The 14,446-nt window shown below is 69.8% G+C and carries 11 protein-coding genes; 7 read left to right on the top strand and 4 right to left on the bottom strand.

The window, feature by feature from the left end:
- Nucleotides 1–100: 100 nt before the first annotated feature.
- On the top strand, nt 101–499 hold the full coding sequence (locus IAE58_RS06740) for a hypothetical protein (protein ID WP_199933659.1): 399 nt from the start codon (nt 101–103) through the stop codon (nt 497–499).
- A 217-nt stretch (nt 500–716) separates the two neighbouring features.
- On the opposite strand, the gene recD is transcribed toward IAE58_RS06740, so the two are convergent.
- Genes recD through recC form a run of 3 tightly spaced genes read right to left on the bottom strand, consistent with a single transcriptional unit; the run spans nt 717 to nt 9,522 of the window.
- Nucleotides 717–2,543 carry an exodeoxyribonuclease V subunit alpha gene (recD, locus tag IAE58_RS06745; RefSeq protein WP_199933660.1) on the bottom strand — a complete coding sequence of 609 codons (1,827 nt, stop codon included), beginning with the start codon at nt 2,541–2,543 and terminating at the stop codon, nt 717–719.
- Nucleotides 2,540–6,184, bottom strand: a complete 3,645-nt coding sequence (recB, locus tag IAE58_RS06750; protein WP_199933661.1) for an exodeoxyribonuclease V subunit beta — start codon at nt 6,182–6,184, stop codon at nt 2,540–2,542. Before recB ends, recD begins: the two co-directional genes overlap by 4 nt.
- Entirely contained in the window at nt 6,181–9,522 is a 3,342-nt protein-coding gene (recC, locus tag IAE58_RS06755) for an exodeoxyribonuclease V subunit gamma (protein ID WP_199933662.1), read from the bottom strand. Before recC ends, recB begins: the two co-directional genes overlap by 4 nt.
- Before the next feature lie 194 nt (nt 9,523–9,716).
- Here recC and IAE58_RS06760 point away from each other — a divergent pair, with 194 nt between their 5' ends.
- Genes IAE58_RS06760 through IAE58_RS06785 form a run of 6 tightly spaced genes read left to right on the top strand, consistent with a single transcriptional unit; the run spans nt 9,717 to nt 13,807 of the window.
- Nucleotides 9,717–10,505 (top strand): ATP-binding cassette domain-containing protein, encoded by a 789-nt coding sequence (locus IAE58_RS06760; RefSeq protein WP_108754905.1) that lies wholly within the window; start codon nt 9,717–9,719, stop codon nt 10,503–10,505.
- Nucleotides 10,505–11,254 carry an MlaE family lipid ABC transporter permease subunit gene (locus IAE58_RS06765; RefSeq protein ID WP_108751406.1) on the top strand — a complete coding sequence of 250 codons (750 nt, stop codon included), beginning with the start codon at nt 10,505–10,507 and terminating at the stop codon, nt 11,252–11,254. Before IAE58_RS06760 ends, IAE58_RS06765 begins: the two co-directional genes overlap by 1 nt.
- Before the next feature lie 59 nt (nt 11,255–11,313).
- Entirely contained in the window at nt 11,314–11,838 is a 525-nt protein-coding gene (gene mlaD / locus IAE58_RS06770) for an outer membrane lipid asymmetry maintenance protein MlaD (RefSeq protein ID WP_199933663.1), read from the top strand.
- On the top strand, nt 11,835–12,500 hold the full coding sequence (locus tag IAE58_RS06775; protein ID WP_108754656.1) for an ABC transporter substrate-binding protein: 666 nt from the start codon (nt 11,835–11,837) through the stop codon (nt 12,498–12,500). Before mlaD ends, IAE58_RS06775 begins: the two co-directional genes overlap by 4 nt.
- The gene (locus IAE58_RS06780; RefSeq protein WP_199933664.1) at nt 12,490–12,801 is read left to right on the top strand and encodes an STAS domain-containing protein; all 312 of its coding nucleotides are present in this window, start codon (nt 12,490–12,492) and stop codon (nt 12,799–12,801) included. Before IAE58_RS06775 ends, IAE58_RS06780 begins: the two co-directional genes overlap by 11 nt.
- Before the next feature lies 1 nt (nt 12,802).
- On the top strand, nt 12,803–13,807 hold the full coding sequence (locus IAE58_RS06785; protein WP_108754657.1) for a VacJ family lipoprotein: 1,005 nt from the start codon (nt 12,803–12,805) through the stop codon (nt 13,805–13,807).
- A 66-nt stretch (nt 13,808–13,873) separates the two neighbouring features.
- Here IAE58_RS06785 and IAE58_RS06790 read toward each other — a convergent pair whose 3' ends face one another.
- Entirely contained in the window at nt 13,874–14,419 is a 546-nt protein-coding gene (locus tag IAE58_RS06790; RefSeq protein WP_108754658.1) for a glutathione peroxidase, read from the bottom strand.
- Between the last annotated feature and the right edge of the window lie 27 nt (nt 14,420–14,446).

Here is a 14,446-nt window from a genome sequence, read left to right on the forward strand (position 1 = left end):
CCCCCCCCCCCCCCCCCCCCCCCCCCCCCCCCCCCCCCCCCCCCCCGGGGCCCGGGCCCCCCCCCCCGGCGGCCTTTCGCCCCGACAACAGGACGGTTCAATGAGTTACGACATGATGGTCTTCGAGGCCAGCGCGGCGCCACGCGAGGCGGCGGCCTTCATCGCCTGGTTCGAGAAGCAGGTGCAATGGGGCGAGAAGCACGAGTACGACGACCCGGCGGTCAGCAGCCCGGCGCTGCAGGCCTGGTTTGCGGACATGGCGCGGGAGTTCCCGCCGATGAACGGCCCGCTGAGCAACGATGATGACGACCGCGCCGAAGTGACTGATTACAGCATCGGCCGGCAGGTGATCTACGGTGCCTTCGCCTACTCGGTGGCCGAGCGCGCGCATGGCCGCGTGCAGGACCTGGCCGAGCAGCACGGCGTGGGCTTCTTCGATCTCAGCGCCGATGAAGCCGCGATCGTCTTCCCCGATGGCCTGGTGCTGATCGCGGAATGAACGTGGCGGCAGGGCGGCGCCCTGCACCGGCCGAATCAACATCATCGTCATCGGCGCAATGGGGTCAGAGCCCTTTCCCTGTGGCAAAGGGATCCGACCCCGCCTTGGTAGATCCACGCCATGCGTGGATGCGCTTGTAGAGTCGAGCCATGCTCGACTCAGATCCATCAGCCGAGCATGGCTCGGCTCTACAGGGTATGCGCCGGCGCAACCCCGGTCATGCGCCCAGCCGCCAGGCCAGGCCGCCCAGGCGGCTGGCGTGGCGCTTCAGCGCCGCCACCAGCACGTCTTCGCTGCCGGCCAGGTGCAGGCGCTGGCGGGCGCGGGTCAGGCCGGTGTAGACCAGTTCGCGCGAGAGCACGCGGCTGTCCTGCCGCGGCAACTGCAGCCAGACCTCATCGAATTCCGAGCCCTGTGCCTTGTGCACCGTCATCGCGAAGGCGCTTTCGTGCGCCGGCAGTGCGGCCGGATGGAAGGCGCGGGGCTGGTCGAGCGTGTCGCCGGGGAACCAGGCCGCCATCGCGCCCTGCGGGTCGCGCAGGCAGATGCCGATATCACCGTTGAACAGCCGGTGCCGATAGCTGTTTTCGGTGATCAGCAGCAGACGGCCCTGGAAGTAGCCGGGCGTGTTGCCGGCCAGCAGCTGTTCAATGCGGCTGTTGAGACCGCGCGCGCCCTGCGGGCCTTCGCGCAGCGCGGTGAGCACGCGCAGGCGACCGGCCTGCTGCAGCGCGCGGCCGGGGTCGGCGGCGTCGGCCAGCGCGCGCCAGTGTGACAGCAGGTGCTCGCGTTGGCCGCGCAGCGGATCGGCATCGTGTTCGTGGAAGCTGACGCCCGACAGGCTGCCGTCGCGCAGCAGCGACAACGCGGTGCAGGCATCGCCCTCGCGCACGGCCTGGGCCAGCGGTGCCAGCTGCAGCGCATCACTCTGCCGATAGCCGCGCTGCAACTGCACGCGGCGGCCGGCGAAGGCGCTTGGCGGCGCCTGCGGCTGCAGGGTGGGCGCGGCCAGCAGGCCGTGCAGGGCCTGCGCGTCGTCGGCACGGGTGCCGCTGCCATCACCACTGGCGCGCAGGATCGCGCTGAGCACATCGCCGGCTTCCACCGAGGGCAACTGGTCCGGATCGCCCAGCAGGATCAACCGCGTACCGCTGGCAATGGCATCGACCAGCTTGGCCATCAGCGGCAGATCGATCATCGAGGCTTCGTCCACCACCACTACATCCACCGGCAGCGGATTGTCGGCGTGGTGGCGGAAGCGCGGCGAATCGGGAATGACGCCGAGCAGGCGATGCAGGGTCGTGCCGGTGCTCGGCAATGCCGCACACAGCGCCGGGTCCAGCCCTGCTTCCTGCAGCCGCTGCACGGCCAGGCGCAGGCTTTCGGCCATGCGCTCGGCGGCACGCCCGGTGGGCGCGGCCAGGGCCACCTGAGGTGCCGGTTGCCCCGCCTGCAGGGCCTGCGCGGCCAGCAGCAGCAACAGGCGGGCGATGGTGGTGGTCTTGCCGGTACCTGGGCCGCCGGTGACCAACGCCAGCGGGTGGCGCAGGGTCACCCCGGCCGCACGTGCCTGGTGGTCTTCCTGCGTGGCGGCGGCGGGGAACAGACGCGCGAACAAGGGCGCCAGCGCGGCCATGTCCGGCGCCGGCAGCGGGTGCCGGCCGATGCGCTGCAGCCCGGCGGCCAGCTGCCGCTCGTATTCGCGGTAGCGGCGCAGGTACAGCAGGCCGTTTTCCAGCACCAGCGGAGCCTCATCGGCAGCGGCATCCGGGTCATCGGGCTGTGCCACCCAGGGCGAGGCCTGCAGCTGGGCCAGCCACTGCGGCGGCGGCGGCCACGCGGTCACACCCTCGATCAGGCGACCGGGCTGCGCCGGATCGAAACCGGCATGGCCCTGCGATACCGCCAGCGAGGCCAGCGCCGCAGCCACCGCCACGGCATCGGGCGTATCGTCGCGCAACCGCACCAGGCTGGTGGCCAGGGCATGGTCGAGCGTTCGCAGGTGGCGGCCCACGTACAGCTGTTTCAGCAGGCTGGTGCTCATGCGCTGGCTCCGATGGCACGCGCGGCCAGTGCGGCATGGGCGGCGTCGCCACCGGCAAACAGCGCGTCCAACCCATGCACCAGCTCCGGTGCGAAGCGGTCGACATGGACCCCGTTGCCATTGCCGTCCAGGCCGCGGCAGAACAGGTAGCGGATGCCGCCCATGTCACGCGCGTAGTCGTAGGCGCGGCCCAGGCGGAAGCGCAGCCAGCGGTGCAGGGCCACGGTGTAGATCAGCGCCTGCAGGTCATATTCGCTGTGGCGCATGGCGATCTGCAGCAGGTCCGGACTGTAGCCCGGCAATCGATTGGATTTGTAGTCGAGCACGTACCAGCGCCCATCGCGCACATAGGTCAGGTCGATCTTGCCGGTCATCAGCCCTTCCAGCCTGCGGCGCAGGCCGAAGCCACGGCGTGCGCTGGCAATGCCATGGGCGTGCAGCAGCTGCAGCAGCGCCGGCACACTGGTCGGTTCAATGGCGAAGTGGAACTCGATTTCTGCGCGGCGTTCGCCCTGGCCCAGGCTGTGCAGGGCACCACCCTCGGGAAGGCCAACGGTGAGCGTGTGGCCCACCAGCGGCACCAGCACGGCCACGCCATCGTCCAGGTCCTGATCGGCATAGCCTTCATCGTGCAGCGCCTTGCGCAGCAGCGCGGCCTGCCCTTCGGGCGCGGGCTGGTCTGGCGTCCAGCTACCCCACGCAGCGAAATCGACGTTTTCCAGCGCCTCATGCAGCACGTTGCCAAAACGACTGCCCATGAAGCGCGGGTCCGGCGGCACGCTATCGGCATCGACGGCGGCCGCTTCGGGTAGAGCCGGTTCCAGCGGCAGTTCGGCGCCGGCCGGTTCATCGGCGGCCGGTGCCGGCAGTTCAGTGGCGGCCGCTTCGACATCGTTGCCGGCATCGGCGTGCGCCAGCTGGGTGAAGCTGTAGACCCACCAGTCGTGTGGTACGCGCCGGGTCAGGCTGCGCACGGCCGGCAGGTCGCCTTCCTGTTCGGTCGGCAACTGCGGCAGCCGCAGCACCGGCGCGCTGTCGTCGATGCAGACATCGGCATGCGTGCGCAGGGTCTGCAGATCGCCCAGCAGCGGCGCCAGGCGGGTCTTGCCCAACCCGGCAAGGTCGCCGATGGCGATCCACAGCGCGTGCTCGGCGCGGGTCAGGCCCACGTACAGCAGGCGGGCGTCCTCGGCGCGCTGTTCGCGTTCGCGCTGGCCGCTGGCGGCCTCCCAGGCCTCGTCCTTGTCCAGCTTCCAGTGCAGCTGGCGCTGGCCGTCCAGGTGCACGGTGCAATGCGCCGCGTTATTGGGCGCGCCGCCGTCGATGCCAACGAACGGCAGGTACACCAGCGGGTATTCCAGGCCCTTGCTCTTGTGCAGGGTGATGATCTGCACCCGCCGCGCATCCGATTCCAAGCGCAGCAGCTGCTGTTCGTCGTTCTGGTCGGCATGGACCATCTGCGCCTGCAGCCAGTCCAGCAGACCATGCATGCCCAGTGCCTGCGCCGAGGCTTCCTGCAGCAGTTCGCCCAGCTGCAGATAGTTGGTCAGCCGGCGCTCGCCATCGATCAGCGCCAGCAGGCGTTCGCCCTGCGCGGCACAGACATCGGCCACCACGGCGAAGGGGCCGCCGCGTTGCCAACGCTCGCGCCAATGCAGCAGCTGGGTCTGGAAGCCACGCTGCAGGTCGCCTTCGCGCTCCATGCTGGCGATAGCGCTGGCGGGCTGGCCCAGCAGCACGGTCGCCAGCGCGGCGCGCAGCCGCCCTTCGTCGGCCGGCTGCAGCAAGGCCAGCAGCAACGCGCGCAGATCGCGGGCCTCTCGGGTGGCGAACAGGCTCTGCTTGCCGGCGGCCACGGCGGGAATACCCACCGCGGCCAGCGCGCGCTGCACCAGCGTTGCCTCGCGGTGCGAACGCACCAGCACGGCGATATCGCCGGGCTGCACCGGGCGGCCACGCAGCAACGCCGCGCCCGCGCGGGCGTCGGCCAGGGTCTGATGGATGGCGGCCACGCAGGCCTGGGTGGCCGCCGCGCGCGAAGCGTCGGCGCCCATCGCCTTGTCGCCGTCACTGCGCAGCACGCGAAGGGTCAGCGCTGGCGCCGCTGCACCATCACGCAGGTAATCGTCATCGCTGCGCACGCCACCGGGGCGCACCGGCTCGAAGCCGATACCCGGCTCCAGGAAGGCCTCGTCGCCGCCGTTGTCATACAGCGCCTCCAGTGCGCGCAGCACCGAGGGCCGCGAGCGGAAGTTCTGATCCAGCGGCGGCGCCGGCTGCGCGGCCTGCTTGGCCTTCAGATAGGTGTGGATGTCACCGCCGCGGAAACCGTAGATGGCCTGTTTCGGGTCGCCGATCAGGAACAGCGCCGGTGCCAGGCCCAGGGTCTGCACCTCGGCCGAATCACCGAACACCGTGTGGAAGATGCCCCACTGGCGATCGTCGGTGTCCTGGAATTCATCGACCAGGGCGATGCGGTACTGCTGGCGCAGCTTGCGCACCAGGTCCAGCCGCTGCGGCCCCTCCAGCGCCTGGGCCACGCCGTCGATCAGGTCGTCGTAGGTCTGTACCCGGCGCGTGCGCTTGAGTGCGGCCAGGCGCTGGGCGGCCTCCTCGCGCAGGGCATGCAGGAAGTTCAGCGCGGTGCCGCGCAGCCATTGCTCACGCTGGTCCAGCAGCGCCACGTAGCGCTGCAGCGGTGCCTGCAGCGGCGAAGACGGCGTGCGATCGACGAACTTCTTGTTGGTCTTGGCCGCCAGCGCATCGGGCAGCAGGGCCGGCAGACGCTCGCTGGACAGCAGTTCGGTGGCATCGCCGCGCTCGCCCCAGGCCAGCAGCTGCCGGCCCAGCGGGTGCAGCCAGCCCAGCTTGTAGGACACGCCGTTGATCCATTTGTTGTCGACCGCTTCGCACAGATCCAGGAAGAACTGTTCGCCATGCTCGCGCACGGCAAGCGACAGTTCTGCCGCCGCGCTCTGCAGGGCCGGGCGCGGGTCGTCCACCGCCACCACCTGCGGGCGCGGGTGCAGCGGTGGCGAGGCCAGCAGCGCACGCAGGTCCGACGCCAGCGCATCGGGGTGCGACCACAGCCAGGTCAACGGCTCCAGCGTGGCCGGGTCGTTGGCATGCACGCGCCACAGGTCCGCGGCCAGTTCCTCCAGCAGTTCGCGGTCGCTGGCCAGCAGTTCCGGCGGATCGAAGGTATGCCCGCTTTCCAGTGCGTATTCGCGCAGTACGCGCGTGCAGAAGCCATGGATGGTGAAGATCGAGGCCAGGTCGATCTCGTCGGCGGCGACCTGCAGGCGGCGTTGCAGGGCGGCCGCACTTTCGCTGCCGCCATCAAGATGCCGCTGCAGCACCTGCCGGGTCAGCAGCGCGTCGGGGGCCTCGTCGGCGGCCGGCGGCAGGTCCACCAGCCGCGCGGCCAGGGCCAGGCGCTCGCGGATTCGCTTGCGCAGTTCCTGGGTGGCCGCATCGGTGAAGGTCACCGCCAGGATCTGGCCGATGCGCAGGCGCTGTTCCACCACCAGGCGGGTGAACAGGGTGGCCAGGGTGAAGGTCTTGCCGGTGCCGGCGCTGGCCTCGATCAGGCCGATACCGTGCAGCGGCAGCAGCAGGTAGGGATCAACGGGGGCATTCATGCGTCGGCCTCCTTGCTGGTGCCAGCGGGACCGCGCCCGTCACGTACCGCACCGAACACGATCTGGCTGTTGCGCAGCAGATCGGCATAGCTGTCGTCATCGGCAAAGGGATCGGCACCCCGCAACAGCAGTTGCCAGGCATCGCTGTTCGCTTCGCCCCAACTGCGGTCGCTGCCGTGCCATTGCTTCCAGCCTTCGCTGCGCTGTTTTTCCACGGGCGCGGTGAACAGCACCCAGCCGGTGTACGGGGCGAAGCGCAGCGGCTCGCGCAGGCCGCGCTGGCGCAGCTGCAGCAGCGCACGCAGGGCAGCGCGGGCCGAGGACACGCTGAGCGCGGGCAGCAGGTGCGGGCCGGGGCCGGCGTCACCGCCATCGTGGAACTGCACCAGCGGCAGCGCATCGCCGGCGGCGTTGGCCAGCAGCCAATCCAGCCCCTGGCGGATGACCGCATTGCCGTTGAGCGTGCCGGCACGCAGGCGCACCAGTCCCTCCGGGTGGCGGTCGGCCACCCGGCCGTGCAGGCGCACGCCATCGATATCCACGTCGTAGCGGCGGCTTTCCAGCGGCTGCCCCCGCATCCAGCCCAGCATCGCGCTGGCATAGGGGCGGGTCTTGAGCTGTTCGGCTTCGAACTGGCGTTCGCCCAGCGCACCAGACGGCAGCAGGCCACGCGCGCGCAGGCGCGGGTACAGCGGCTCGGCATCGCCGCTGAGGGTGGCGCGCACGACGGCGGCCTGCACGCTGCGCTTGTCCGGCCCGCGCGAGGACAGCACCAGCGGTTCCAGGTCATCCACCTCGTCGACCTCGTCGGCCAGGCGCAGGCCCAGTGCCTGGGCCAGGAACTGTCCGGCCGGGTCGCACAGGAAGCGGCGCAGCGCATCCAGTGGCACCTCCGCTTCCACCGTATCGTCCAGCGGCGGTGGCAGCGGCGCGTCGAACCACGCGGGCAACCCGCTGCGCTGGCCGGACAGGCGCCCGGCGGCGGGGTGCCACTGCCGGCGGTAACTGAAGCGACGCCCATCGCCTTCACCGAACGCGGCCGGCGAGAACGGCTGCAGCGCGTGGCGCACGGTGAAGTCACGCGTGACCGTGGCGGGGTCCTGGTGGTAGGCGGCCGCGGCGTCGATCAGTTCACTGACCAGCACCGAAGGTTCACGCACGCTGCCATCGCGCGGGTCCGCACCCAGGTAGCTCAGATAGAACACGTCCTGGGCGGCGGCGAACAACTGCAGGAACAGGAAGCGGTCATCCTCGCGGGTGGAACGGTCGCCCGGGCGGCGGCGCGGCGTATCCAGTTCGGCGGTGAGCTGGTTCAGGCCCGCAGCCGGGTCGCGGCGCGGGAAGTCGCCATCGTTCAGGCCCAGCACGCAGATCACCCGGAACGGCAGCAGGCGCATCGGCACCATGCGGCCAAAGCTGATGCCACCGGTCAGCAGCGGCGCGCGGGTATCGGCTTCGGACAGCGCTCCGGCGAAGTGCGCACGCACGACCTCCGGTGGCACCGCGTGGTCGAAGCCGGCGCGGGTGGCATCGTCGGCGAACTGGTTCAGCAGCTTGCGCAGGCGCTCCAGCGCGCGTTGGCTGTTGGGTGAGGTGGGAGCTTCGGGCAGCAGCGCATCGAGCAGGGCCAGCAGACGCTGGCGCCACTGTGCCGGGGTGAGCGTGTCACCCAGCCGCCGCTGGTACACCGCCAGCACCCGCAACAGGCGCAGCAGCCGGTCCAGCGCGTCCAGCGCGCCGCCTTCCAGTTCGGTCCATGGCGCCACACCGGCCAGATCGACGTCGCTGCCGGTGGCGTGGCCCAGCAGCAGCCGGTCCAGCGCGAACTGCCAGGTGTATGCGTCATCGCGCGGCGCCTGCATCTGCCCGCGGTGGTTGGCATCGATGCCCCAGCGCGCGCCGGCCTGCTGCAGCCAGCCGTGCAGGCGGTCGAAATCCACCGCCTCCAGGCCGGCAGCCTCTGCCAGCGGCGCGCTGGCCAGCAGATCCAGGATCTCGTTCAGGCCGAAACGCGATACCGGCAGGCCCAGCAGGTGCACGAACACATCGGCCAGCGGCTCACCGGCCAGCGGGCTGCTGTCGGCCAATGCATAGGGAATGTGGTCTTCTTCGCCGCTGCGGCCGCCGAACACTGCTTCCAGGTACGGCACGTAGGGGTCGATGTCCGGCGCCAGCACCGCGATGTCGCGCGGCTGCAGCGGGGGATCGAAGCGCGGGTCCTGCAGCAGCGCGCGCAGCTGGTCGTGCAGCACCTGCAGTTCGCGCAGCCGGGTGTGGCAGGCGTGCACCTGCAGACTCGGGTCATCGCGGTGCAGGCCATCGCGCAGCTCCCCCGACGGCAACGCGCGGCGGTGGAACAGATCGCACTGCAGGCGGTGCAGCAGACTGTCGGCCAGGCCGCCATCGGCCAACGTGGGCCGGGTGTCTTCTTCCGGGTCGGAATAGGCGGCGATCTCGCCGGCCGGATGCACCACCTCGTAACTGCCCAGCACCGCCATGAAGTCGCGGCCGGCCGCGCCCCAGGCTTCCAGCAGGCGGTTTTCGCCGGCGGCTTCGCCGAAGGGGTCCGGCGCACCGCTGCGCAGACGCTCGGCCAGCGTCTGCAGGTCGCCCCAGTACGACTGCACCGGGGTCGGCATATAGAAGTGCAGCTCGCCCACGCGCGACTGGGTGGCCATGACCCGCAGCACGTCCGGCGAGATGTTCAACGTGGCGAAGGCCGACAGGCGCGGCGGCAGGCCCTGCGGCAGCGGCTTGCCCGCGCCTTCGTAGCGATCCAGGTAGTCCTGGATGCGCCGCGCGCGGTAGCCCTGGCCATGGGCGATGGCCCGCCACAGGATCGCCTGCGGATCGTCCGGGTCGGCACCGGCATCCCAGCGCAGCAGCCAGTCGCGGCGCCAGGCCTGGTATTTCTCGAAGACCGCGGCCAGTTCGCCGGCCAGCGCCCAGGGCTTCAGGGTGTCGCCCCCGGCCAGGTAGGACTGCAGCGCGCGCATCGCCGGCTGGGCCAACAGCGACGGATCGCGCAGGGCGCGGTACAGTTTCCAGTGCAGCCCGGCCGCATCCAGGTCGTCGGCTTCACCGGGCACGTTCGCGTTGAGGGCGCGGGCAACGAATTCGCCCGGGGTGAGGAACTCCAGGTTCGCCGCTACGCCATACTCGGCCGCCAGGGTGGCCTGCAGCCAGCGGCGCATGGCCACCTGGGGAATCAGCACCACCTCCGGGGCCAGCAGCGGCTGGCCGGGAACCGGCGCACGCACGTTGCGCGCCAGCAGCGCGGCCAGCACATCCAGGGAGTTGGAATGGTAGAGACGGAAATCGTTGCCGGGGTCACTCATCGTGCACAGTGTGCCGCACGACCGCTGCTATTCAATGGTGTACCGGCAGGACCGGTACGGATTGTTCCGGGGTACCCGGGCATTGTCCCGGCCGCGCCGGTGGCACGGCGTGCCACAATACTGCACCGTCCAGTCCGCTTATGTTCAGCCGGCTGGCCCGATTCTGCCCTGTCGAAAAAACGTTAATGGTGCCCATGTCGGCTTCCGCCTCCAGCTTGGTGCAGTTGTCCAACGTCCGCATCGACCGGAGCGGGCGCACGATCCTGCGCGATGTATCGCTGCAGGTTCCGCAGGGCAGCATCACCGCCGTGCTCGGCCCGTCCGGCAGCGGCAAGTCCACCCTGCTGGCCGCGCTCACCGGTGAACTGCGCCCGGTGTCCGGGCAGGTCACCCTGTTCGGCAAGCCCATTCCGCAGGGCAGCGCCGAACTGCTGGACATGCGCCGCAGCGTGGGCGTGCTGCTGCAGGGCAATGGCCTGCTGACCGACCTGACCGTTGCCGAGAACGTCGCCCTGCCCCTGCGCACACACACCCGCCTGCCGGCGCCGGTGCTGCGCCGGCTGGTGCAGATGAAGCTGCACGCGGTAGGCCTGCTGGCCGCCGCCGATGCCTGGCCGCGCGAGCTGTCCGGCGGCATGGCGCGGCGCGTGGCGCTGGCCCGCGCGCTGGCCCTGGACCCGCCGCTGATGATCTACGACGAGCCGCTGACCGGGCTGGACCCGATCGCCTCGGGGGTGATCATGAGCCTGATCCAGCGCCTGAACCACAGCCTGGGCCTGACCAGCATCATCGTCAGCCACCACGTGCACGAGACCCTGCCGATCTGCGATCAGGTCATCGCCATCGCCAACGGCGGGGTGGTGTTCCAGGGCAGCCCCGAAGCGCTGCAGACCAGCCAGGACCCGCTGCTGCGGCAGTTCCTGCATGGCCAGCCCGACGGCCCCATTCCCTTTGACGCTGCGCCGCGGGCGAGGGTCGCCTGATGCCGTTCGTGCAAGCCACCCGTTCGCTGGGCCGCGCCGGTCTGTTCTCGCTGACCGTGCTGCGCGGTTCGCTGCCCACCCGTGATTTCCTGGCCGAGCTGACCCGCGAGATCTACAAGATCGGCGCGCGCTCGCTGCCGATCATCGCCGTCGGCGGTGCCTTCGTCGGCCTGGTGCTGACCCTTCAGGGCTACCGCACGCTGACCACCTTCGGTGCGGCCGACGCGCTGTCCACGCTGCTGGGCCTGTCGCTGTACCGCGAGCTGGCGCCGGTGCTGACCGCGCTGCTGTTCATCGGCCGCGCCGGCAGTTCCATCGCCGCCGAGCTGGGCCTGATGCGCGCCACCGACCAGATCAAGGCGCTGGAACTGATGGCCATCGACCCGGTGGCCAAGGCCGTGGCCCCGCGCTTCTGGGCAGCGGTGCTGACCGTGCCGCTGCTGACCGGCGTGTTCTGTTCGCTGGCCATCAGCGCCAGCTATTTCGAGGCCGTGCACGTGCTGGGCCTGGACAACGGCGTGTTCTGGTCGGCGCTGCGCAACAGCGTGGACTTCTGGGACGACTTCGGCGTGGCAATGCTGAAGTCGGCCATCTTCGGTGGTACCGCCGCGCTGGTGGCCTCGTATGTGGGCTTCCACGCCGAACCGACCATCGAAGGCACCTCGGTGGCGACCACCCGTGCGGTGGTGAACGCCTCGCTGCTGGTGCTGATGTTCAACTTCGTGCTGTCGGCAATGCTGTTCACGTAACCCTTTCCACCGGCGGTGCGCAGGGCGCGCTGCCACCCAGAGACGATCAGGTATTCCACATGGCCATCCGCGGTCCCAGACTTGAATTCTCCGTCGGCGCATTCCTGCTGCTGGCCCTGGCTTCGCTCATGGTGCTGGCCGTTGCCTCCACCAACCAGCGTTGGAGCTGGGGCAGCCAGGGCTACGAGCTGAAGGCGCGCTTTTCGCAGGTCGGCCAGCTGCGCAAGCAGGCACCGGTGAAGATCGGCGGTGTGACGGTCGGCCAGGTGGCGGCCATCGATCTTGACCCGGTGAAGTTCGAGTCGATCGTGACCCTGCGCATGGACAGCAAGATCAAGGACCTGCCGGCCGATACCTCGGCTGGCATCTTCACCAGCGGCCTGCTGGGTGAAAGCTACATCGGCCTGCAGCCGGGCGGCGATCCGGACGTGCTCAAGGCCGGTGACGAGATTGTCTTCACCCAGCCGGCGGTCGATCTGATCCAGCTGGTGGGCAAGTACATGTTCAGTGGTGGCGCCGGTGGCGGCACCGACCAGAAATCCAACGAGAGCGCCCCCGCGCCTGCAACGGAACCGCAACCATGAAGACGAAACTGATCCCGGCCCTGCTCGCTTCCTCGCTGCTGCTGGCCAGCCCGCTGCTGGCCCAGGCACAGCAGTCCACCGCACCGGCCGTGGCCGCGCCGCAGGGCCAGGCCGGCAAGGTGGTCATTGATGCCAGCACCCGCATCCTGAACACCCTGCAGCAGCGCCGCAGCGAATTCAGCAGCAACCCGGCCAGCCTGCGCAGCTACATCGACAGCGAGCTCAACCGCACCTTCGACCGTGACTACGCCGCGCGCCTGGTGCTGGGCACGCACGCCCGCGGCGCCTCGGACGCCGACATCAAGCTGTTCGCCGATGCCATGGCCGACAGCCTGATGCAGCGCTACGGCTCGACCCTGCTGAACATCCAGGGCAAGCCCAGCTTCCGCCTGAAGGGCGAAAGCCCGCTGCCGGGCAACCGCGGCGTGCGCGTGGCCACCGAACTGGTGCGCGCCGGTGCCGAGGGCACCCCGGTGGAGTACTGGATGCGCAACGTGGGCGGCCAGTGGAAGATCTTCGACGTCAACATCGAAGGCATCTCCTACGTGCAGACCTTCCGTAACCAGTTCGACGCGCCGCTGCGCCAGAAGGGCATCAAGCAGGTGGCCAGCGAACTGCGCAGCGGCAGCATGCAGGCCGGGCCGGCGGGCAATGGCAAGTAAGCCGCTGGCGCTGCTGGAAGGCGACACCCTGCGCCTGCGCGGGGTGTTGGACCGCGCCGCGGTCATCGCCCTCTGGCCGCAGTTGCAGGCCCTGCCGGCCAAGCTGGCACGGCTGGAACTGGGCGACGTGGAACGCGTGGACAGCGCCGGTCTGGCGCTGCTGGCCGAACTGGCCGCGCGTGCACGCGCACAGGGCCATGCCCTGGCCATCGCCGGCGCACCGGCCGGCTACAACGAACTGAGCGCGGCCTACCGGCTGTCGCCCACCCTGGATTTCACCGCACCTTCTGCTGCGAGCTGACATGAACGTCGTACGCGCCATCTCCCTTCTTCTTGTTGCCGCCGCGCTGAGCGCGTGCGCCGGCAAGCCCGCGCGCAGCGACGCGCCCGTGGCCGACACCGTGGTGCCGGCCGCCGCCAGCGAACCTGTGGCCAGCGATGCCGTGCCGGCGACCGATGTGGCGCCGACCACTGACAGTGCGACCGCCGCACCGGCTACCGCCGCGACCGCAGCCACGCCGCCGGCCGGCCAGGCGGGCAGCGCTGGCAACACCACCGCCGCAGCCGGCGACGATGACGACTTCGATGCGCTGTATGGCAGCAATGCCGCCACCGCCGATGCCTCGGCCTACGACCCGTGGGAGCCGCTGAACCGCAAGGTGCATGCGTTCAACAACGCGGTTGATCGCGGCGTCGCGCGCCCGCTGGCCACCGCCTACACCCACGTGGTGCCGCGCTTTGCCCGTACCGGCGTCAGCAACTTCTTCAGCAACCTGCGTTCGCCGCTGACCATCACCAACCAGCTGCTGCAGGGCCGACCGGGCGATGCGTGGGACACCCTGGGCCGCTTCCTGATGAACAGCACGCTGGGTATCGGTGGCCTGTTCGATCCGGCCAGCAAGGCCATGGTCCCGCGTCGCAATGAAGACTTCGGGCAGACCCTGGGCGCCTGGGGCTGGCGCCGTTCGCGCTACGTGGAACTGCCGTTCTTCGGCCCGCGTACCGTGCGCGATGTGTTCGGCCTGGCCGGTGACATTCCGCTGTCGCCCATCCGCACCATCGAGGAAGACAAGGTGCGTATCGGCCTGCAGGGCCTGCAGCTGGTGGACACCCGCGCACAGCTGATGGCGCTGGACGATATCCGCGACAGCGCAGTGGACGAGTACGCGCTGACCCGCGATGCCTGGCTGCAGCGCCGCAACTACCAGATCGAGAACGATCTGCGTGGCAAGCGCGAGCGTGGCAGCGACGATGCCAATTCGCCCATTCCGGTCGATGCCATGCCGATGCCCCAGTGGAGCAACTGATCGCTGCGACCGGCGCATGAAAAAACCCCGCCTTGGCGGGGTTTTTTTCTGGCTGCTGCCCTGGGGTCAGGCGGCCAGGGCGGCCTCGACCGCTTCGCGCAGGCGCGCATCATCGGCGGCCACGTCCGGTGCGAAGCGGGCGATGACCTGGCCATCGCGGCCGATCAGGAACTTCTCGAAGTTCCACAGCACCGCCGGCGCCGGCAGGGTGGGAATGTCCTTGCCGGTCAGCAGCTCGCGCAGCGGACCTTCGCCGATGGCCTGCGGCTGGGCGGCGGTCAGCTGCTGGTACAGCGGGTGGATGTCCTCACCGGCCACGCTGATCTTGGCGAACATGGGGAAGCTGACGTTGTAGGTCAGCTGGCAGAACTGCTGGATCTCGGCTTCACTGCCCGGTTCCTGGCCGAGGAAGTTGTTGGCCGGGAAACCCAGCACTTCCAGGCCCTGCGCCTGCTTGTCGGCGTACAGCGCCTGCAGGCCTTCGTACTGCTTGGTCAGGCCGCACTTGGAGGCCACGTTCACCAGCAGCAGTACCTTGCCGTTGTAGTCGGCCAGGGAAGACGGCTGGCCGTCGATGGTGGTGAGGGAAATGTCCTGGATCGGGGTGCTCACGCGGGTGCTCCGGCAATGGCGGGAAAG

The sequence above is a fragment of the Stenotrophomonas sp. S49 genome (assembly GCF_016624905.1).
Classification (GTDB): Bacteria; Pseudomonadota; Gammaproteobacteria; order Xanthomonadales; family Xanthomonadaceae; genus Stenotrophomonas.

Coding starts and splice junctions, on each gene's coding strand:
- recD (WP_199933660.1), bottom strand. CDS start 2,543: ATGAGCACCAGCCTGCTGAAACAGCTGTACGTGGGCCGCCACCTGCGA.
- mlaD (WP_199933663.1), top strand. CDS start 11,314: ATGGCCATCCGCGGTCCCAGACTTGAATTCTCCGTCGGCGCATTCCTG.
- IAE58_RS06760 (WP_108754905.1), top strand. CDS start 9,717: ATGTCGGCTTCCGCCTCCAGCTTGGTGCAGTTGTCCAACGTCCGCATC.
- IAE58_RS06780 (WP_199933664.1), top strand. CDS start 12,490: ATGGCAAGTAAGCCGCTGGCGCTGCTGGAAGGCGACACCCTGCGCCTG.
- IAE58_RS06740 (WP_199933659.1), top strand. CDS start 101: ATGAGTTACGACATGATGGTCTTCGAGGCCAGCGCGGCGCCACGCGAG.
- IAE58_RS06785 (WP_108754657.1), top strand. CDS start 12,803: ATGAACGTCGTACGCGCCATCTCCCTTCTTCTTGTTGCCGCCGCGCTG.
- recC (WP_199933662.1), bottom strand. CDS start 9,522: ATGAGTGACCCCGGCAACGATTTCCGTCTCTACCATTCCAACTCCCTG.
- recB (WP_199933661.1), bottom strand. CDS start 6,184: ATGAATGCCCCCGTTGATCCCTACCTGCTGCTGCCGCTGCACGGTATC.
- IAE58_RS06765 (WP_108751406.1), top strand. CDS start 10,505: ATGCCGTTCGTGCAAGCCACCCGTTCGCTGGGCCGCGCCGGTCTGTTC.
- IAE58_RS06775 (WP_108754656.1), top strand. CDS start 11,835: ATGAAGACGAAACTGATCCCGGCCCTGCTCGCTTCCTCGCTGCTGCTG.